The sequence below is a fragment of the uncultured Phascolarctobacterium sp. genome (assembly GCF_934190775.1).
Taxonomy (GTDB): domain Bacteria; phylum Bacillota; class Negativicutes; order Acidaminococcales; family Acidaminococcaceae; genus Phascolarctobacterium_A.
In genome coordinates, this window is the sequence record NZ_CAKPTG010000004.1 from 31,188 (window position 1) to 50,430 (window position 19,243).

Consider the following 19,243-nt stretch of genomic DNA (forward strand, 5'->3'; position numbering starts at 1 on the left):
GAGGTTATAAATACATGAAAAAAGACTGGTTAAAAAATCCTGATGTTTGTGCTAAGGTGACGGCGGCAGTACTGCTGGTGGCCTTGTTTTTGGGTATTCACTTTTTTGCCGATGATTTCTTCAACAAAACCTTTACGCTGGCAATCAGCGGCAATGTCAATGGTTTGGTGGAATATCTGCGCTCCTTTGGCCCATGGGCGATTTTAATCAGTTTTGTGCTGGATGTGCTGATTAATGCCGGCAGCGTATTCCCGTCGATTTTTCTTTCTACAGCCAATGGTCTGATTTTCGGCCTGCCCTTGGGTATTACTATTTCTTGGCTGGCGGAAACAACCGGTGTGGTTATCAGCTTTTATCTGATGCGCTTTTTCTTCCGTGATACGGCGCAGAAGCTGATTGAAAAAAGCAACTCGCTGAAATCCATTGATGAAGCAAGCAGCAAGCACGGCCTGGAGTGGATGGCCTTCGCCAGGGCGCTGCCGTATTTTCCTTCAGGCATTTTGACGGCGGTGGGTGCTGTGAGCAGCATGAGTGCGCGTGATTACATTATTGCCAACCTTATCGGCAAATTTCCTTCCACAGCGTTGGAGGTTGTCATCGGCCATGATGTAGTTAATTTTCAGGAGCACAGCCAAAGACTGACACTTTTGATCCTGGTTGTGGGCGCTGTCTTTTTTGCGTATAAAAAGTGGTTCTATAAAAAGGGAAAATAAATTTGCTTAGGCGTCGCTGCAGTAATTTCTGTGGCGGCGTTTTTTGCAGATAGAGATACAGATAGTGAAAGGAAATAACAATTATGGAAAATAAACAAGTGCAGCCCTGGCAGCAGTATCAGGCGCTTTATCTGCATATACCGTTTTGCGTACAGAAGTGCCTGTACTGCGATTTTGCTTCGTATGCCGGCTTTGGCGAGCAGGCAAAGCGTGAATATACCGACGCCGTGTGTCAGGAAATCGCCCTGCGTGCGGATGAGGCTGCAAATATGGCGGCGAACGCCAGCATTTACTTTGGCGGCGGTACGCCGAGCGTGCTGCCGACAGAATGTATCGCCCAGCTGGTGCAGGCCTTGAAGCAGTACGGCTTTTGGCAGCGGCCCTGCGAGGCAACGATTGAGGTGAACCCAGGCACTGCGGATTTGGCTAAGCTGCAGACGCTGCGTCAGCTTGGCTTTGACCGCATCAGCTTCGGCGTACAGTCGCTGCAGGACAACGAGCTGCAGGCGATAGGACGTATTCACAACGCGCAGCAGGCGCTGGAAGCGCTGACGCTGGCGCGCAAAGCAGGCTTTGCGCGCGTCAGCGCGGATTTGATTTACGGCCTGCCGTCGCAGACGCTTACAAGCCTGCAGGATACGCTGGAGCGTTTGACCGATACGGGCATAGAGCATATTTCTGTTTACGGCCTGATTGTGGAGGAGGGTACGCCGTTGGCAAGCCTTGTGGATAAGGGCAGAATAACTTTGCCGGATGATGATACGGCGGCGGATATGTACGAGCTGGTGCAGGATTTTTTACGCAAGCGTGGTTATGAACGCTACGAGATTTCCAACTACGCCAAAAACGGACAGTATTCACGGCACAATACCGTTTACTGGGAATATCATCCTTACATGGCCTTCGGCGCTGCCGCCTGCGGCTTTGACGGCCAAAGACGGCGTACCGGGCTGAGTACGGTACGGGAATATATTGAGCAGCTGCAGAGCTTTGATGGTGATGATTTGTGTGCGAGTGATTTATATAATGTAGAAGAATTATCTTGTGCAGAGCTGCTGGAGGAGTTCATGTTCATGGGGCTGCGTCGCAGCGAAGGCGCGAGCCTGGCGGAGGCTCGCGAGCGCTTTGGCGTTGATGTGCTGCAGCGCTTTGCCTCTGAACTGGCACCGCTGTTTGAACAAAAGCTTATTGCATATGATGCAGGTACGCAAAGACTGCGCCTGACGGAGCGTGGTATGGAGGTCGGCAATCAAATATTTGAAGTTTTTGTGATAAGTTAAAAATAAATAAAAAAGGTGTTGACAATAAAGTAGGCTAGTGCTATCCTAGTATCAAGATGTTAGCACTCCTAATGATAGAGTGCTAACAATCAAAATGAGGTGGGAATATGTTAAACGAAAGAAAGAAAAAAATTCTCCAGCTCATAATTGAGGATTATATTTCAACTGCTGAGCCTGTAGGTTCAAGGACGATTGCCCGCAAATATGATTTGGGCCTCAGTCCTGCGACCATCCGTAACGAGATGAGTGACCTGGAGCTCCTGGGTTATCTGGAGCAGCCGCACACCTCGGCCGGACGTGTACCGTCGGCTCAGGCTTATCGTCTTTATGTTGACTCGCTTGTTGAGCCGGGAACTCTGACAGATAATGACAGAGCGCTGATTAACGGCTGGTTCAGCGAAAGACGCAGAAGCATTGATGAAATCTTCCAGTCAACGGCGAAAATTCTTTCCCGGATGACGAAGAATGTTTCGATGGTGCTGGCTAACCGTGATGCCGGTGCGTGCTTCCGTTATATGAAGTTTTTACCTCTGGATGAGCACCATGCCATCCTGTGCATTGTAACAGATGACGGCAATGTGGCCAATTGCGTGGTAGAAATTCCTTTGGGAATGCGGCCGGAGGAGCTGGACTACATGGCAGGACGCGTCAGCAGACTGCTGGAGGGTAGAGAGCTGGCGAATATTACCGAGGACCTGTTGCAGGCGGTGCATAGCAATATAGCAGATGATAAGCTGCTGTTCACGTCGCTGGTACAGTCCATCCGCCAGATGCGTCAGAAATACCAGCAGCAGAAGGTTTTCCTGGGTGGCACCAAGCAGCTGCTGAACCAGCCGGAATTCCGCGACGTGGAGCGTGTGAAGAATCTTCTGGGTATCCTGGAGGAGGAGCGCGTGGTACGCGATTTGCTGAAGGCAGGCGAGGACAGCGGACTGAAGATCACGATTGGCAGTGAAAACAAATTCACCGGCATTCAGGATTGCAGCATGGTACAGGCAACCTACCGTCTTAACGGTCAGATAGTCGGTACGATGGCAGTTCTTGGCCCGACGCGTATGGAATACGGCAAGGTAATCACTGTTATGGATTACCTGCATAAGTATTTGAAAACGATGTTCGAGCAAAAGCCCGAAAATAAATAAAACTAAGGAGGAAGAGCCTTGCAGGATAATGAAATGAAAGAAAAACAGGCTGAGCAGGAGGCTGCGGAAGTGAAGGCTGCCGAACAGGAAACTGCGGAAGCTGCAGAAGCTGAAAAAGCTGAAGATGCTGAAGAAGCTGAAGATGCAAAAAATGCGGAGGAAGCCGCTGAGCCTGAGGTTGACCCGAAGGATGCTAAAATCGAAGAGCTGCAAAATCGTTTGCTGAGATTGCAGGCCGATTTTGAAAACTTCCGCCGTCGCACCAATATAGAAAAGGAACAGCTTTCCGCCTTTGTAACAGCAAATGTGGTTGGCAAGTTCTTAAAGGTTTTGGATAATTTTGAGCGTGCTGAAGCAAGCGTCGAAAAGGGCGATAATGTGGATGCAGTTGTAGATGGTATGAAAAAAATCCGCCGTCAGTTTGAAGATGCCTTCAAGGATTTGAAGGTAGAAGAAATCGAAGCTCAAAATGCTAAATTTGACCCGAACATCCACGAAGCTGTAATGCGTGGTCATAATCCGGAGCTGGATGATGAAATCGTAGATATGGTTTTCGAAAAAGGCTATAAGCTGGGTGACAAGGTTATCCGTCACAGTAAGGTAAGAGTAAACACCAACGAATAAAGCTGGCGTGCTCTTCACAATAAATTTAAAAAATATATCACATCGATTCGGTAAAAATGTGGCATTTGCCGCATCACCGAAGGATAGTAATCAGGAGGATAAAAATCATGGCTAAAGTAATTGGTATTGACTTAGGTACTACTAATAGTGTTGTTGCAGTTATGGAAGGCGGCGAACCTACCGTCATCACTAACCAGGAAGGCAGCCGCTTAACCCCGTCTGTTGTAGGCTTTGCTAAAAACGGCGAGCGTCTTGTTGGTCAGCTGGCAAAACGTCAGGCAGTTTCCAACCCTGACAGAACTATCAGCTCCATCAAACGTCACATGGGCGAAGGCTCTTACAGAGTAACTATCGACGACAAAAAATATTCCCCGGAAGAAATTTCCGCAATGATTCTGCAAAAACTGAAAGCTGATGCAGAAGCTTATCTGGGCGAAAAGGTATCCCAGGCAGTTATCACTGTTCCTGCATACTTCAATGACAGCCAACGTCAGGCTACTAAAGACGCTGGTAAGATTGCAGGCCTCGATGTTCTGCGTATCGTCAACGAGCCTACCGCTGCTTCTCTGGCATACGGCATTGATAAAACCGACGACCATACCATCATGGTATACGACCTCGGCGGCGGCACCTTCGATGTATCCATTCTGGACGTTGGCGACGGCGTATTCGAAGTAAAAGCAACCAATGGTGATACTCATCTGGGCGGCGATGACTTCGATAAGAAAATCATGGACTGGATGGTTGACGAATTCAAGAAGGCTGAAGGCATTGACCTTTCTACCGACCGTATGGCTATGCAACGTCTGCGTGAGGCTGCTGAAAAAGCTAAAATCGAATTGTCCGGCGTTATGAGCACCAACATCAACCTGCCGTTCATCACTGCAGGTGCTGACGGCCCGAAACATCTGGATATGGACCTGACCCGTGCTAAATTCGAATCAATGACTGCAGATCTTGTTGAACGCACCATGGGCCCTGTTCGTCAGGCTATGAGCGATGCAGGTCTTTCCGCAAACGATATCAGCAAGGTAATCCTGGTTGGCGGTTCTTCCCGTATCCCGGCTGTACAGGCTGCTATCAAAGCATTCATGGGCAAAGAGCCTTACAAAGGAGTTAACCCGGACGAATGCGTTGCAGTAGGTGCTGCTATCCAGGCCGGCGTTCTCTCCGGTGAAGAAGGTACCGGCAACGTACTGCTGCTGGATGTAACTCCGTTGTCCCTGGGTATTGAAACCCTCGGCGGTGTATTCACCAAGATTATCGACCGCAACACCACCATCCCGACCTCTAAGAAACAGGTATTCTCTACCGCTGCTGATAACCAGCCTTCCGTTGATATCCATGTTCTGCAAGGCGAACGTGAAATGGCTGCAGACAACAAAACTCTGGGCCGCTTCGAGCTGTCCGGTATCCCGGCTGCACCGCGTGGAATTCCTAAAATCGAAGTTTCCTTCGACATCGATGCTAACGGTATCGTTAACGTAAGCGCTAAAGATCTTGGCACCGGCAAAGAACAAAAGATTACCATTACCTCCTCCGGCACCCTGGATAAGGACGAAGTAGACAGAATGGTTAAAGAAGCAGAAGCTAATGCTGAAGCTGATAAGAAACGTAAAGAAGGCGTAGAAGTTCGCAACCAGGCCGACAACATGTGCTATCAGGCTGAAAAGACCATGAAAGACATGGAAGGCAAAGGCAAAGACGAATTAATCGCTAAAGTTAAAGCTGCAGTTGACACCCTGAAAGAAACCATGAAGGGTGACGACCTCGACAAGATTAAAGCCGATACCGAAGCTCTGACCAAACCGCTGTACGAGCTGAGCGCTGAGCTTTACAAAGAAACTCAGGCACAAGAGGGTGCTGCAGGCGCACAAGGCGCTGCAGGTGCTCAAGGTGCGCAAGGTGCTAAAAAAGCCGATGACGATGTTGTAGATGCGGAAGTTGTTGACGACGACAAGAAATAAGGCTGTAGATAAGGCACCATCTGCGTTGTTGAAACGCCTGGACGTACTTGTTGATGCAGACGTAAAAAAGTAATATAATATTAGTGCCCAGCTGCTGTGGCAACCGCCATCATGCATCTGGGCATTATATGCTTAAATAATATTCGGTAGAAAAGTTATAGGAGGCGCCTGTTTTGGCTAAGAGAGATTATTATGAGGTACTGGGAGTAAGCAAAACTGCTTCCCAGGACGAAATAAAAAAAGCATTCCGTAAACTGGCCCTGAAATATCATCCTGACCGCAATAAGGGCAACGAAGAAGCCATGAACAAATTCAAGGAAGCCAATGAGGCTTACAGCGTCCTTTCCGATGAGCAGAAGCGCCAGCAGTATGACCAGCTTGGCCCTGATGCCTTCGAACAGGCGCAGACTGCCGGCGGCGCTGGCGGCAATCCGTTCGGCGGCGGCTTCGGTGGCTTTGGCGGCGGTGGCATGGAGGATATTTTCGACATGTTCTTCGGCGGCCAGGGACGCGGTCGCAGCGGCCGCGAAGCGGGCCCGCAGCGCGGTGCGGATTTGCGCTTTGATATGGAAATTACCTTTGAAGAAGCAGCTTTCGGCGTAGAGAAGGAAATCAACCTGTATCGCGACGAAACCTGCGACCATTGCCACGGTGATGGTGCAGAGCCCGGCTCCAAGGTTGAAACCTGCTCTGAATGTCACGGCTCCGGCTATGTACGCTTCACCCAGAACACCATGTTCGGTCAGATGGTAAATGAGCGTCCGTGCTCCAAGTGCCACGGCGAGGGCAAGATTATTTCCAACCCCTGTAAGGAATGTCGCGGCAAGGGTACTGTGAAGAAGAATAAACGCCTGAAGGTAAAAATCCCTGCAGGTGTAGATAACGGCTCCCGCCTGCGCGTAAGCGGCGAGGGCGAGGCCGGTGCTAAGGGCGGTCAGAGCGGTGATCTTTACGTATATCTGTACGTGAAGCCACATAAGTTCTTTGAACGTGATGGCACTACTGTTCTGTGCGAGGTACCTGTCAATATCGTACAGGCAACCCTGGGCGCTGAGATCAAGGTTCCTACGCTGGATGGTCAGGTAACCGTGAAGGTTCCCGAAGGCACTCAGCCCGGTAAGGTACTGCGCCTGAAGGAGAAGGGTATTCCCAGCCTGCGTGGTGGTCAGCGCGGCGATCAGCTGGTTCGCATCAAGGTAGTTGTACCGACTAAGCTGAACGAAAAGCAGAAGGAAGCACTGCGCAGCTTCGGCGAAATCAGCAAGGATAACATCAGCCCTGAGGAAAAGAGCTTCTTCAATAAAATCAAAAATCTTTTTAAATAAAAACTGTAAAAAGCTTGACACTTATCAGGCTATGTGTTATCATATTCTAGTAACAAAGCAGAAGCCACTCGCTTCTCACCTTGCGGCAAACGCTCGACAGGGTTGGATATGATATTCATGCGGGTGGAATTTGTTCTGCCCGCTTTTTGTTTTGCTTATATCTGATATGTTACAGATTTTATGAGCAGTAATTGCTTATCTGATGTTCATGGAGGTGAATTGTTATAAGTAAGGAAAGCTTGCGTATTAACGAAGAAATTCGTGCGCGTGAAGTGCGTGTTATTGCCAATGGGGGCGAACAGCTTGGCATTATGTCCAGCCGTGACGCTCTGAAGCTTGCATTAGAAAATCATCTGGACTTAGTCGAAATTGCTCCGACAGCAAAACCGCCTGTGTGCCGGATTATGGATTATGGCAAGTATCGTTACGAGCAGCAAAAACGCGAAAAAGAAGCTCGTAAGAAACAAAAGACCTTCGACATTAAAGAAGTTAAGCTGCGTCCCGGTATCGAGGACCACGACTTCAATGTTAAGTATAAGAATGCAGTACGTTTCCTGGAAGATGGCGATAAGGTAAAAGTTACCATCATGTTCCGTGGCCGCGAACTGTCTCATCCTGAGCTTGGCGAGGTGCTGCTGAATCGTATGGCACAGCAGTTGAAAGAAATTGCCGTCGTAGAAAGAGTTCCAAAATTAGAAGGCAAAAACATGATTATGATTGTTGCGCCAAAACCTGCTAAATAATAGAGGAGGAAATCACAATGCCGAAAATGAAAACCCGTAGAGCTGCTGCAAAGCGCTTCAAAAAAACTGCTTCTGGTGAATTCAAACATTTTAAAAACTTCAAGAGCCACATTCTCGAACATAAATCTCCTGCACGTAAGAGAAACCTGCGTAAAGCAGCTCTGGTGCACAAGACTGACAAAGAGCATGTAGCAAAAATGCTCCCGTACGCATAATTAAGAGATTTAAAGGAGGATACTAACAATGGCAAGAGTTAAAGTGGGCGTAACCGCTCATCGTCGTCATAAACACATTCTGAAACTGGCTAAAGGTTACTATGGTTCCCGCAGCAAACAATTCAAAAAAGCTAACGAGCTGGTAATGAAAGCTCTGTCCTATGCTCGTCGTGACCGTCGCGCTAAAAAACGCGAGTTCCGTCGTCTGTGGATCGCTCGTATCAACGCTGCTACCCGTGCTAACGGCCTGAGCTACAGCCGTTTCATCTGCGGCCTGACCAAAGCTGGCATCGAAATGAACCGCAAAGTTATGGCTGACATGGCTATCTATGACTCTGCTGCTTTCGCTAAGCTGGTAGAAGCTGCTAAAGCTGCTCTGTAAGAGTAAAGTAAATACTGACTGGTGCGTAGGCGCTGGTCTGAGCCTGCTCCTGTGTACGCATGGGAGCAGGTTTTTTTATAATTTGTGAGGGGTTTAGTTTTATGTTAGTAGTTTTAAGTAAAGCCCTGGCCTTTGTGCTCATCATACTTATAGGCTATATCTGCAAACGCCGTGGCTTTTTTTCACCGACCGATTATCAGGTCGTAAGCAAAATAGTGTTGAATATTACGTTGCCCTGTGCCGTAATCAACAGCTTTGCGCATTTTGAGATGGATTATTCGTTAATCGCTGCCGTCTTTTTAGGCTTATGCGGCAACCTGCTGATGCTTTTTGTATCCTTGATGCTGACGCGCGGAGATACGCCGGCAACCAAGATTTTCTATATCTTCAGCCTTGCGGGTTATAATGTAGGCTGCTTTACGCTGCCGTTTGCGCAGGCCTTTTTAACGCCCTTTGCTGTAGTCGGCCTGTGTATGTTCGACGTGGGCAATTCTATTATGTGCACCGGTATGACCTACGCGCTGACTGCCTCCTGCATCGGTTATGCGGACGGACGCAAGGATAAATTCAGCGTGCGGAATATTACGGATAAGCTGCTGCATTCGGTGCCGTTTGTTGTTTATATCAGCATGCTGCTGCTGTCGCTGGCAGGCGTGCACTTCCCCAAGAGTGTGTACACGTTTACCGAGATTGTGGGCACAGGCAACCCGTTTTTGAGTATGCTGATGATTGGTATGATGTTTGAAATCAAGCTGGATAAGAAGGCTATTGGCTACGTCAAGGAGCTGTTCAGCGTGCGTTATGCAATATCGCTCTTGTGTGCTACAGCTTTTATTTATCTGGCACCGTTCAAGCAGGAGATAAACTATGTGATTGCGCTGGCGTTTATGGCACCCTGCACGATTATCGGTCCGATTTTTGTAGAGAAGCTGGGAGCTAATGTACAGCTGGCCAGCCTGTTCAATTCATTGACAATTATTACCAGCGTCATTCTTTTTACAGCCTTCTTTATTATCATCAATGGCTGATTGACGCTGGCTGGAATATATTAGTATAATAGTAGCAAAAGTAATTTAGCTGCGTATAGAGGAGAAACGAGATGGAACTTACCGGATTGCAAAACCCAATGGTGAAGGCTGCAGCAGAGCTGAAGCAGAAAAAATATCGTCAGCAGCAGGGCCTGTTTTTGGCGGAGGGCCTGCGTACTGTGGAGGAGGCAGTGCGTTACGGCGCTGTGCAGAGCATTTTTTATACTGCGATTGAGGATGACCGCACCCGTGCTGTGCTGGAGGAGGCTGCGGCCAAGCAGATTAAGCTCGTCTGCGTGAGCGACAAGGTGCTGAAAAAAATTGCCGATACCGAAACGCCGCAGGGAATTATTGCCGTATGTGAAATGCGCAGCAAGCGTCTGGATGATTTTCTGGCATCCGGCAAAATGCTGCTTGTTCTGGACCGTGTAACAGATCCGGGAAATATCGGCACTATGCTGCGTACTGCGGATGCTGCCGGTGTTGGCGGTCTGCTGCTCCTGCAGGGCTGCGCTGATATTTATGCGCCGAAAACCGTGCGTGCTTCCATGGGCTCGCTGTTCCACCTGCCGGTGCTGAGCGGCTTGAGCGAGGAGCTGTTGGTGCAGGCAGCACGTAAGGCCGGCTATGAGCTGTTGGTTACCTGCCTGGACGGCGCGGATAATTTGTATAAGGCTGATTTGCAGGGGCGCCTGGCTTTTGTGATGGGTAACGAGGCCAATGGTGTGAGTCCTGCTTTGCTGACGGCTGCAGACAAGCGTGTCTTTATCCCGATGCAGGGACGTGCGGAATCGCTGAATGTGGCTATGGCAGCCGGTATAGTGATGTTTGAGGCGCTGCGTCAGAAGCTCAAATAATTTTTTTAGTTTTTGCTTGACAAAAGTATCTCACTATAATATAATATCTATGTTGCCTATGGATGGGTTCCCGAGTGGTTAAAGGGAGCAGACTGTAAATCTGCCGCGTTTCGCTTCGTTGGTTCGAATCCAACCCCATCCACCAACTTTCATCGCGGGGTGGAGCAGTTGGTAGCTCGTCGGGCTCATAACCCGAAGGTCGGTGGTTCAAGTCCGCCCCCCGCAACCAACTAAATATTGCTGATGTAGCTCAGTCGGCAGAGCGTATCCTTGGTAAGGATAAGGTCACCAGTTCAATCCTGGTCATCAGCTCCAAATGGCGGCGTAGCTCAGTTGGCTAGAGCATGCGGTTCATACCCGCAGTGTCCGCGGTTCGAATCCGTGCGCCGCCACCAACTGCAATTCAAGACTTCCAAGAAATTGGGAGTCTTTTTTGTTGTCTGCAACAAAAAAGCTTGCTGGAATTATCCAGTCTGCTCCAACGTAGTATTTCAGCATATGTTTTATGAACTTTTCTATAGAAATAAATCTTAATATTTTTCAAACTTTTGTTGACTCAATAGTCTTTGAATGATATACTTATAAACAGTATTGATTCCGAAAATAGATAATATCATAAATAAGTTATATGTCTGAATAGACATGTATTAAAATGACTGGTTTAGCTATGGCAGACTTTGCCGAATTTTAATCTGTTATAGCTGTGATTGGTATATATTTTAAGGAGTGGTATGAGTATGCAGAAAAAAGAACTATCCAAGTTAGTCCTGACAACATTGCTGACCAGTAGTGTACTGTGGGGGGGGGACAGCACTCGCTGCTGAAGAGAATTTACAAGAATTTTCCTTGGACACCATGGTTGTTACCGCAACCAGAACCCAAATGTCAGTTAAGGAAACCCCTTCTGCCGTAGAGGTTGTTGACAGCAAAAAGCTGGAGCAGACACAGGCTAAAACCTTGCATGATGCTTTAAAGGGTGCTTTGGGGGTCAATGTCTTCAATGATTTCCAGGGACGCAGCAATGTGAGCATTCGTGGCAGTGAGTCGCGTCATGTGCTGATTATGGTGGACGGCAAACGTCTGGGCGGCGAGCTGTCTTATAACTCTGCCAACGCTTGGGATGTAGACAGAATCCGCATGGAAGATGTGGAGAAAGTCGAAATTATTCGCGGACCTGCGGGTGCGTTGTATGGCAGCGATGCTATGGGCGGTGTTATCAATGTTATTACCAAAACACCTGATAAAACAATTGCCACTGTGAACTATGAATACGACTGGTATGAGAACGGTAAGGGTGCAGGCTATAAAGGTAACCTTTATCTGCAGGGCAGTGAAAATCATTACTCCTATAAAATCAATGCCGGACTGAACAAGAACAGACCGTATGAAGTTTCGGAAGGCAATGACGCTAATTTTCATGGCAAAGAGCAGCCTTTATCTTTAAATGTTGGCTATACGTTTGATAATGGCAATAAGCTGAGTGCAGATTTTAGCAGATTGAAAGAAGAAACTCGAAAGGATAGCAAGTCTGTAACTAATACAAGCGTTATTATGGGAATGATGGGCACTATACCACAAGTTATTACTGAATATGGTGCAATTATAAACAATAATAAACGTACAGATTATGCTTTGACGTACAGTGGTAATGACGATAAGCATGACTGGATGCTGAGAGCGTATAAATCTGTTTATGATAAAGATTACACTAGCTATACAGATACCTATAAAAAGTTGTTTATGCGTGGACAATGGATAGATCAGAAGCATGAGGATCCAGAAGTTAAGCATGATACTGTGAAACGTACCTTATCTGTTATTGAAGGTAAGGATACTATTAATTTAGGCGATAAAAATAGATTAACTGCTGGCTTTGAATATCGTCAAGATAAAAGCGAGGGTACTCGTTTAAAGAAAAAGAGTACGTCGCTACCGGGAGCAGGTAATAATGTTCATGATGCATATGATGAAGCAACAATAAATTATTTGGCTGCGTATGTTCAAGATGAGTTTAGACCTAATGAAAAATGGTTAGTGATTCCTTCTGTTCGTTATGATCATAGTGATAAATTTGGTAGCGAAGTTACGGGTCGATTGGGTACAACATATAATGCTGCTGACGATGTGCGTATTAAAGCAGTTGTTGGTCAGGGATATAGAACTCCGACTGTAAACGAAATGTATCACTATTGGGAAATGTATAATGGCAGATATATGCCTATGGCTCCTTCCCAAGTAATGTATTATGGGCAGTTCTTTGAAGGTAATCCTGATTTGAAACCAGAGAAATCATTGAGCTATGAATTAGCAATTGAAAAAGACTGGGGCGATAAAACTACTGTACATTTAGGTGCATATCGTAATGAAGTAAAAGATTTGATTAATAGTTATTGGACAGGCAGAACAACTAACAGCACTACTCACCCTGGCTTGGTTGGACCAGATCACATTATGACATATAAAAATGTTCCAGAAGCCACTTTACAGGGCGTAGAACTGTATGGTTCGCACAGACTGGGCAAAGATATTTACCTGAACGCAGGCTACACTTTCCTTGATGCGAAGGACAAAACTGCTGGTACACGTCTGACTGATAGAGCTAAGCATCAAGTAACCTTAGGCGTTTCTTATCAGCCTGAAAATATCTACGCTTGGGATTTGAGCTTTGATCTTGTTTCTAATATTGATTATTACTTTAATAATGCAGAGAAAGGTAGCATGGGTCACAGCGTTTACGAAACCAAGGACTTCACTATCGCTAACATCATGGCTTCCAGACATCTTAACAAGGATACCAAGATTTATCTTGGTATTGACAATATCAGTAATCACCAAAACTTCGGTGCTTATTCTGATGGTAATCTTGGCCGTATGTACAGAGTTGGTATGGAATATAAATTCTAAACATAGCTGGTAAAGCAGAACAACAAATAAAGCAGGCCCGATGGCCTGCTTTGTTTGGCTAAGAGGAATTATTATGCGAAAAATTTTTAGTTTCATTTTAACAGTTCTTGTGGTATGCTTATGTATAAGCGGTTGCACACCGCTAACTGGCAACTCCGGTTCGGGTACTGCAGTAAAAATTACCGATGATAACCAGCGTATTGTTACTATCAAGAAGGTTCCGGAAAGAATCGTTGTCCTGTCACCGTCCTTTTTGGAGCTGGTGGAGGCTGTAGACGGCAAGGTGGTCGGCCGCGCCAAAACGCAGGTAGGCAAGGTGCCTGCGTTTGCCAAAGATGCTGCCGAGGTTGGCTTTATTTTCAACATTAATGTTGAAAGAATCATGGAGCTGAAGCCCGATGTAGTAATTGCCTATAAGGGCATGCACGAGCGATATCTACATACCTTTGAATCCAACAATATTCCTGTAATTGTGCTTAACTTGAAATCTTTTGAGGATGTTAAGCACAGCATGCTTACCATAGGTAAAATGATGCGCAAGGATGATAAGGCGCAGAAGGTTGTGGAAAGCCTCGATAAGGATATCAATGCTACAGTAAGCAAGCTGCCTAAAAGCGAGCGCAGCGTAGCGATTCTGCACACCACCAGCATGGGCATTACTATGGAAAAGGAAACCAGTATTGCCGGTTGCTGTGCCAAAATGCTTAAATTGCGCAACGTAGTACAGGGCGAAACCAAGCCTGTCAGCGGACCGATGGGAGCTCAGCCTGACAAGGCTCCCTACAGCCTGGAGGACTTGCTGGAGAAAAATCCGCAAGTAATTTTTATCACCTCTATGGGCGCGCCCAGAGATAGCGAGGGTAATCCTAAGCTGGAGATTATGAGCAATCCTGCGTGGAATTCCATTGATGCGGTAAAAAACAAACAGGTATTTTTCCTGCCGGATGATTTGTTTTTGCTCAATCCGGGTTTGGAATATCCGAAGGCAGTACGCTATATGGCAGCAAAAATGTACCCTGATGTAGTAAAGGAGTAGGCTGATGACTGATTATGCAAAAAATATTCAGGCGTTTTATGAGCGCGATGATTATAAGGCTCTTGCCGGTCAAGCGGGGGCAACTGCAGTAGAAGCAAGCTTCAAGGATCTGACCTATGTTCCGCGCAAGACCAAACCGTTGCCGGGGCTGATGGCAGGCACGATGCTGCAGGAGTTTGCTTTGCAGCCAGCGCAGCCGACGGCGCTGTATCTGCATATTCCGTTCTGTAATTTGCGCTGCTCTTATTGCAGCTTTTACCGCAATCCCTTTGAGGCGGAGCAGGTGGAAGAATATGTGCAGGCGCTTTTGGCAGAGCTGGATTTTTTGCAGCAGCAGGGTGTTTTTGCCAAGCAAAGACCGGAAGCAGTTTTCTTTGGCGGTGGTACGCCGTCCGTACTCAGTCCGGTGCAGGTCAGCTCGCTGCTGAAGAAAATTCACAGTGTAGCAAAGCTGGCGGACGATTGCGAGATAACCTTTGAAAGCAGCATTTATGATTTGTCTGCAGACAAGCTGGATGCCTGCATTGCCGGCGGCGTTAACCGCTTCAGCTTTGGCGTGCAGGCCTTTGATACGCATTTGCGCCGCTCCTTAGGCAGGCTGAATGCCAAGGAAGAGGTAACGGCCAAGCTCGAAGAGGTGGCAGCTAAGGGCGTCAAGGTTATCATCGACCTGATTTACGGCCTCAACGGCCAGACGCAGGCCATGCTGCTGGACGATATCAGAACGGCGCTGGCCTGCGGCGTGAGCGGCATGGATTTGTACAAGCTGCAGATTATGCCTAAATCTCCCTTAGGTCAGGCGATTGCCAAGGGGAATATCAAGTATGAGTATAATGATAAAATGCTGGCGGAAATGTTCGTCGCTGCCGATGCGCTGCTCGCAGAGCAGGGTGCCAAGGCACTGAGCTGTTGCCATTGGGCAATGCGCGAGGATGAACGCAGCGGTTACAATACGCTGGTGAAGAGCGGTGCGAACATCATTACCTGTGGTGCGGCCTGCGGCGGTCACATGGGAATGTATAATTACATGAAGACTATGGACCGAAGCGACTATGTAAAAAAGGCTACGTCCGGACAGTACGCTGTTATGGGCATGGGCAAGCATAACGAAAATTATCTGTTGCTCGAAAAGCTGTCCGGACAGTGTGATTCCGGCAGGCTTGATTTTGCTTTGCTGAAGCAGTATAGCGATGCAGATTGGGAAAAACTGTTTGCGCCGCTGCTGGAGCAGTGGGAGCTTTTGGACCTGCTTTACGCTGTTGACGGCAAGTATTATTTTACGTCGAAGGGAAAATATTACTATCGTCAGATGGACAGAGTGTTGCTGACGGCTGCGGAATGCGCACTTTACGGCAAGCCGGGACTGATGGAGCAGGCAGGCCAGAGGATGATGGGTATTATGAAGAATATGAAATAAAAAGGAGTGTAATATTATGCAGGACATTTTAATCGTTTATGACAGCAAAACCGGTAATACGGAAAAGGTTGCCAAGGCTCTGGCTGAGGCTGCAGGCGAACGCTGCGTACTGGCGCAGGTTGACGCTGCTCCGGCTGCGGATGACTTTGCCGTTGTTGTGGCAGGCTATTGGGTTGATAAAGGCGCACCGAACGCAAAAATGAAAAAATATCTGGAAACATTGCACGGCAAAAAGGTAGTGCTGTTCCAAACCTTGGGCGCAGATCCTGCGAGTGACCACGCTGTAAGCTCCCTGGTAAATGCAGGCGTGTTGATGAACAATGACTGCAAGGTGTTGGGAACACTGTCTATCCGCGGCGCTATTGATCCGGCGCTGATTGCCATGATGCGCAAGATGCCGGCAGGCAGCCCGCACAGCCCCAGCCCCGAGAGCGAGGCTCGTTGGGCTGCGGCTGCAAGCCATCCGGATGCAGCGGATCTGGCTAAGGCCAAGAGCTTTATGCAGGGATTTTTGGCTATGTATGACAAGTTCCTGAAAATGATGTAAGAGCAGTCCTTCATATAAGAACAGTGCTTTATAATGCGCAGTTGCAATTTGGCTGCTCGTGGGCAAGGATAAACCTAAGCGCCAGGTTATCAAGGGCGAAATTACCGCTCCCATCAACCTGCCGGATGCCTGCTGTTTCATGAAGCGCTGCGACTGCCAGGTTGCCGGTGTTTGTGATAAAGGCAATCCTGTACTGCGCGAGGTTGAGCCGCAGCATTTTGTGCCCTGCTCCTGCGTAAAATAATTTATATTGAAAAAATTAACCGCCCTCTGAAAAGCTGATTTCAGTGGGCGGTTTTGTCTAATATTTGTTACTTTCGTCCAATTATATAACGATTTTGGACGAAAGGTTAAGGAGTTGGATGAATAGGGTCGGGTTTTCCCTTATCCTATTGGTGATTCCCTTATTTTATGGTATAATTTAAGGGAATGGAAGGAGGAATAAGGGAATGAGAAGCTTTAACTACTCAATAATTAGAGAACAAAAATGGGATTCAGAAATTTTGAGCTTGATAGCTGCAATTTATAAAGAGGCAGGTAAACAGGAGCTTTTTGTAAAGCAACGGACAGAAGAGCTTAATAAGCTGGTAGAAATAGCAAAAATTCAAAGTACGGAAGCGTCTAATGCGATTGAGGGCATTGTTACGACTAGCACTAGAATACGTGAGCTTGTAAACGAGAAAACAACACCGAGAAATCGTGATGAGCAGGAAATTGCCGGCTATCGTGATGTATTAAATATAATACATGAGAATTTCGATGTTATCCCCATCTCCAAAAACTATATTTTACAGCTTCATAAAATTTTGTACAACCATATGAATAACCAATTTGCAGGGAGAACTAAGAGCGTGCAAAATTACATCAGTGCTACTTACCCGGATGGTAGTACTAAGATTTTATTTACACCGCTTGCTCCTTACGAAACACCGGAAGCGCTTGAGCGTATCTGTGAAGAATATAATAGAGTAATAGGTAATTTGGAGTTAGAGCCACTTATTGCTATACCTGTTTTTATTCATGATTTTTTATGCATTCACCCATTTAATGATGGTAATGGAAGAATGAGCCGTTTGCTTACAACCTTACTTTTGTATAGAAATGGTTTTTATGTAGGCAAATATATTTCGTTGGAAGCCAAAATTGCTAAGAATAAGGATTTATATTATGAAGCTTTGGCTGATTCGCAAGTAGGCTGGCATGAGGGTAAGGAAGATGCTATACCATTTGTAAAATATATTTTGGGGACAATTCTTGCTGCTTATAAAGACTTTGAAGAACGTATGACTATCATTGAGCCTAAGCTTTCTGCGCTGGAAATGGTACGTAGAGCAAGTGAAAATAAAATCGGACGCTTTAATAAGCAGGATATTCGTGAGCTTTGTTCTACGCTTAGCGACAGCTCTATTGAAGCTGCATTGCGTAAGCTGGTCCTTTCTGGTGAATTGCAAAAAGAAGGCAAGGGGAAAAGCACTTGCTATTTTAGAGTTAAATAGGGTTATATCTGAACCGCCCTCTGAAAAGTTAATTTCAAGGGGCGGTTGTTATTATATTTGCTGGTTTCATCCAAATAGATGATGGTTTTGGACGAAAAGCAAATAGGCTGGATGAAAGAAGAAAAAATAAATCATTTTACCCCTCTTTATCTTTTGCTCAAAAAGTGCTATAATAAACGTCAAATTGAATCGACCCCTGATAACACGATGAACAAGCAAGTAGGCTTAAGGCTGTGTTTAAGAGAGCGAAGTCACCGGCTGTAAGCTTCGCACACAAAATTATGCCGAAGTTCCCTTGGGAGTGTCCTGCCTGAAGACCGCATGGCTGCGTAGGGTGGGCGTAAGGCTGCGTTAAAGCTTGCAAATGAAGGAACAAATTTGGGTGGTACCGCGAAACTTTTTCGCCCCTGTAAACTTATCAGTTTTGCAGGGGCGTTTTCTTATTTTTTGGTGACAGTTGATAAAGCACCATTTATGTTGATATTCCGCATATCCGGCACTTTCTATACTGTCCAATGAAGAAAGGATGAAATCAATGAAAGAAAAATTAGAAGCATTAAAAGCACAGGCTTTAGAAGAGCTTGCTGCCGTAACTTCTCTTGATGCGCTCAAGGACCTGCGCGTCAAATATCTGGGCAAGAAAGGCCCGATGACCGAAATCCTGCGCGGCATGGGCAAGCTGCCTGCCGAAGAGCGTCCGAAAATAGGCCAGATTGTCAACGAAATCAAGGCTGAGCTGGAAGGCAAAATCAACGAAGCAACCGCAGTTTTGGAGAAAAAAGCGCTGGCTGATAAGCTTGCTAATGAGCAGGTTGATATTACTCTGCCGGGCCGCAAGCCGAAAACCGGTCATCTGCATCCTGTAACATTGACCATGCGTGAGATTAAGAAAATCTTCATGCGCATGGGCTTTGACGTTTGCGACGGTCCGGAAATCGAGGACGTATACCACAACTTCACCGCACTGAATTTGCCGCCTGATCATCCGGCACTGGATATGCAGGATTCCTTCTATATCACCGAAAACTATCTGCTGCGCACCCAAACCTCCGGCGTGCAGGCACGTACCCTGGAAAGCAAGGAGCCTAACACTCCGATTCGCATGATTTGCCCCGGTACCGTTTATCGCTGCGACTACGACGCAACCCACTCCCCGATGTTCCATCAGGTAGAAGGTCTGGTTGTAGATAAAAACATCAGCCTGGCAGATTTGAAGGGCACTCTGGAGCTGTTCTGTAAGCAAATGTTTGGCGAGGATGTAAAGGTTCGCCTGCGTCCTTCCTACTTCCCGTTCACCGAGCCTTCCGTAGAAGTGGACGTATCCTGCCCGATTTGCCATGCTAAGGGCGGCGGCTGCCATGTCTGCAAGGACAGCGGCTGGCTGGAAATCCTTGGCGCCGGTGTTGTACATCCCAACGTACTGCGCATGAGCGGTTATGATCCCGAGAAAATGACCGGTTTTGCCTTTGGTCTGGGCGTTGAACGTATCGCTATGCTGAAATACGGCATTGACGATTTGCGCCTGTTCTTCGAAAACGACCAACGCTTCATCAGTCAATTCAAATAA

At 47.0% G+C, this 19,243-nt stretch carries 18 protein-coding genes, 4 tRNA genes and 2 other annotated features; all 22 genes read left to right on the forward strand.

Translation table 11 applies throughout. The features are described from left to right. Nucleotides 1–14 precede the first annotated feature (14 nt). The 22 genes from Q0G26_RS03110 (at nucleotide 15) to pheS (ending at nucleotide 19,243) form a co-directional block, all read left to right on the forward strand. Nucleotides 15–713, forward strand: a complete 699-nt coding sequence (locus Q0G26_RS03110) for a TVP38/TMEM64 family protein (protein ID WP_293812732.1) — start codon at nucleotides 15–17, stop codon at nucleotides 711–713. Nucleotides 714–796: 83 nt separating this feature from the next. Next, on the forward strand, nucleotides 797–1,993 hold the full coding sequence (gene hemW / locus Q0G26_RS03115) for a radical SAM family heme chaperone HemW (RefSeq protein WP_293828518.1): 1,197 nt from the start codon (nucleotides 797–799) through the stop codon (nucleotides 1,991–1,993). Nucleotides 1,994–2,100: 107 nt separating this feature from the next. Then, a complete protein-coding gene (gene hrcA, locus Q0G26_RS03120; RefSeq protein ID WP_293828521.1) occupies nucleotides 2,101–3,135 on the forward strand; it encodes a heat-inducible transcriptional repressor HrcA in 1,035 nt (344 codons plus the stop codon). An 18-nt stretch (nucleotides 3,136–3,153) separates the two neighbouring features. Further along, complete coding sequence (grpE, locus tag Q0G26_RS03125) at nucleotides 3,154–3,759, forward strand: nucleotide exchange factor GrpE (RefSeq protein ID WP_293828523.1); 606 nt, start codon at nucleotides 3,154–3,156, stop codon at nucleotides 3,757–3,759. A gap of 107 nt (nucleotides 3,760–3,866) precedes the next feature. Continuing rightward, nucleotides 3,867–5,726, forward strand: coding sequence for a molecular chaperone DnaK (dnaK, locus tag Q0G26_RS03130; protein ID WP_293828525.1), 1,860 nt, complete (start codon nucleotides 3,867–3,869; stop codon nucleotides 5,724–5,726). A 173-nt stretch (nucleotides 5,727–5,899) separates the two neighbouring features. Then, nucleotides 5,900–7,051, forward strand: a complete 1,152-nt coding sequence (gene dnaJ / locus Q0G26_RS03135; protein ID WP_293828528.1) for a molecular chaperone DnaJ — start codon at nucleotides 5,900–5,902, stop codon at nucleotides 7,049–7,051. A gap of 49 nt (nucleotides 7,052–7,100) precedes the next feature. After that, nucleotides 7,101–7,208: a sequence feature (ribosomal protein L20 leader region), on the forward strand. 82 nt (nucleotides 7,209–7,290) lie between these two features. After that, complete coding sequence (infC, locus tag Q0G26_RS03140) at nucleotides 7,291–7,794, forward strand: translation initiation factor IF-3 (RefSeq protein ID WP_009145116.1); 504 nt, start codon at nucleotides 7,291–7,293, stop codon at nucleotides 7,792–7,794. Between the two features lie 17 nt (nucleotides 7,795–7,811). Beyond that, the gene (rpmI, locus tag Q0G26_RS03145) at nucleotides 7,812–8,009 is read left to right on the forward strand and encodes a 50S ribosomal protein L35 (protein WP_009145115.1); all 198 of its coding nucleotides are present in this window, start codon (nucleotides 7,812–7,814) and stop codon (nucleotides 8,007–8,009) included. Nucleotides 8,010–8,037: 28 nt separating this feature from the next. Beyond that, the gene (gene rplT, locus Q0G26_RS03150) at nucleotides 8,038–8,391 is read left to right on the forward strand and encodes a 50S ribosomal protein L20 (RefSeq protein WP_210684724.1); all 354 of its coding nucleotides are present in this window, start codon (nucleotides 8,038–8,040) and stop codon (nucleotides 8,389–8,391) included. Nucleotides 8,392–8,492: 101 nt separating this feature from the next. Continuing rightward, nucleotides 8,493–9,419, forward strand: coding sequence for a hypothetical protein (locus Q0G26_RS03155; protein WP_293828530.1), 927 nt, complete (start codon nucleotides 8,493–8,495; stop codon nucleotides 9,417–9,419). Nucleotides 9,420–9,490: 71 nt separating this feature from the next. After that, nucleotides 9,491–10,276, forward strand: a complete 786-nt coding sequence (locus Q0G26_RS03160; RefSeq protein ID WP_293828532.1) for an RNA methyltransferase — start codon at nucleotides 9,491–9,493, stop codon at nucleotides 10,274–10,276. 60 nt (nucleotides 10,277–10,336) lie between these two features. Next, nucleotides 10,337–10,421: transfer RNA gene (locus Q0G26_RS03165), tRNA-Tyr, on the forward strand. A gap of 8 nt (nucleotides 10,422–10,429) precedes the next feature. Continuing rightward, nucleotides 10,430–10,505 (forward strand) — tRNA-Met (locus Q0G26_RS03170). 10 nt (nucleotides 10,506–10,515) lie between these two features. Then, nucleotides 10,516–10,591 (forward strand) — tRNA-Thr (locus tag Q0G26_RS03175). A gap of 3 nt (nucleotides 10,592–10,594) precedes the next feature. After that, a tRNA-Met gene (locus Q0G26_RS03180) sits at nucleotides 10,595–10,671 on the forward strand. Nucleotides 10,672–11,158: 487 nt separating this feature from the next. Continuing rightward, nucleotides 11,159–13,180 (forward strand): TonB-dependent receptor, encoded by a 2,022-nt coding sequence (locus Q0G26_RS03185; protein ID WP_293828534.1) that lies wholly within the window; start codon nucleotides 11,159–11,161, stop codon nucleotides 13,178–13,180. Between the two features lie 73 nt (nucleotides 13,181–13,253). Beyond that, entirely contained in the window at nucleotides 13,254–14,216 is a 963-nt protein-coding gene (locus tag Q0G26_RS03190) for an ABC transporter substrate-binding protein (protein WP_293828536.1), read from the forward strand. Between the two features lie 4 nt (nucleotides 14,217–14,220). Beyond that, entirely contained in the window at nucleotides 14,221–15,633 is a 1,413-nt protein-coding gene (locus tag Q0G26_RS03195) for a radical SAM protein (protein ID WP_293828538.1), read from the forward strand. Between the two features lie 16 nt (nucleotides 15,634–15,649). Then, on the forward strand, nucleotides 15,650–16,180 hold the full coding sequence (locus tag Q0G26_RS03200) for a flavodoxin family protein (protein ID WP_293828540.1): 531 nt from the start codon (nucleotides 15,650–15,652) through the stop codon (nucleotides 16,178–16,180). A gap of 58 nt (nucleotides 16,181–16,238) precedes the next feature. Then, a complete protein-coding gene (locus tag Q0G26_RS03205) occupies nucleotides 16,239–16,424 on the forward strand; it encodes a hypothetical protein (RefSeq protein ID WP_293828542.1) in 186 nt (61 codons plus the stop codon). Between the two features lie 205 nt (nucleotides 16,425–16,629). Further along, nucleotides 16,630–17,676, forward strand: a complete 1,047-nt coding sequence (locus tag Q0G26_RS03210; RefSeq protein ID WP_293828544.1) for a Fic family protein — start codon at nucleotides 16,630–16,632, stop codon at nucleotides 17,674–17,676. A 198-nt stretch (nucleotides 17,677–17,874) separates the two neighbouring features. Then, nucleotides 17,875–18,088 (forward strand) — a binding site (T-box leader). A gap of 123 nt (nucleotides 18,089–18,211) precedes the next feature. Beyond that, nucleotides 18,212–19,243, forward strand: coding sequence for a phenylalanine--tRNA ligase subunit alpha (gene pheS / locus Q0G26_RS03215; protein WP_210684713.1), 1,032 nt, complete (start codon nucleotides 18,212–18,214; stop codon nucleotides 19,241–19,243).

Excerpts from the sequence above, each read along its gene's own strand:
- Q0G26_RS03110 (WP_293812732.1), top strand. The coding sequence starts at position 15 with ATGAAAAAAGACTGGTTAAAAAATCCTGATGTTTGTGCTAAGGTGACG.
- hemW (WP_293828518.1), top strand. The coding sequence starts at position 797 with ATGGAAAATAAACAAGTGCAGCCCTGGCAGCAGTATCAGGCGCTTTAT.
- hrcA (WP_293828521.1), top strand. The coding sequence starts at position 2,101 with ATGTTAAACGAAAGAAAGAAAAAAATTCTCCAGCTCATAATTGAGGAT.
- dnaK (WP_293828525.1), top strand. The coding sequence starts at position 3,867 with ATGGCTAAAGTAATTGGTATTGACTTAGGTACTACTAATAGTGTTGTT.
- rpmI (WP_009145115.1), top strand. The coding sequence starts at position 7,812 with ATGCCGAAAATGAAAACCCGTAGAGCTGCTGCAAAGCGCTTCAAAAAA.
- rplT (WP_210684724.1), top strand. The coding sequence starts at position 8,038 with ATGGCAAGAGTTAAAGTGGGCGTAACCGCTCATCGTCGTCATAAACAC.
- Q0G26_RS03155 (WP_293828530.1), top strand. The coding sequence starts at position 8,493 with ATGTTAGTAGTTTTAAGTAAAGCCCTGGCCTTTGTGCTCATCATACTT.
- Q0G26_RS03160 (WP_293828532.1), top strand. The coding sequence starts at position 9,491 with ATGGAACTTACCGGATTGCAAAACCCAATGGTGAAGGCTGCAGCAGAG.
- Q0G26_RS03185 (WP_293828534.1), top strand. The coding sequence starts at position 11,159 with ATGTCAGTTAAGGAAACCCCTTCTGCCGTAGAGGTTGTTGACAGCAAA.
- Q0G26_RS03190 (WP_293828536.1), top strand. The coding sequence starts at position 13,254 with ATGCGAAAAATTTTTAGTTTCATTTTAACAGTTCTTGTGGTATGCTTA.
- Q0G26_RS03195 (WP_293828538.1), top strand. The coding sequence starts at position 14,221 with ATGACTGATTATGCAAAAAATATTCAGGCGTTTTATGAGCGCGATGAT.
- Q0G26_RS03200 (WP_293828540.1), top strand. The coding sequence starts at position 15,650 with ATGCAGGACATTTTAATCGTTTATGACAGCAAAACCGGTAATACGGAA.
- Q0G26_RS03210 (WP_293828544.1), top strand. The coding sequence starts at position 16,630 with ATGAGAAGCTTTAACTACTCAATAATTAGAGAACAAAAATGGGATTCA.
- pheS (WP_210684713.1), top strand. The coding sequence starts at position 18,212 with ATGAAAGAAAAATTAGAAGCATTAAAAGCACAGGCTTTAGAAGAGCTT.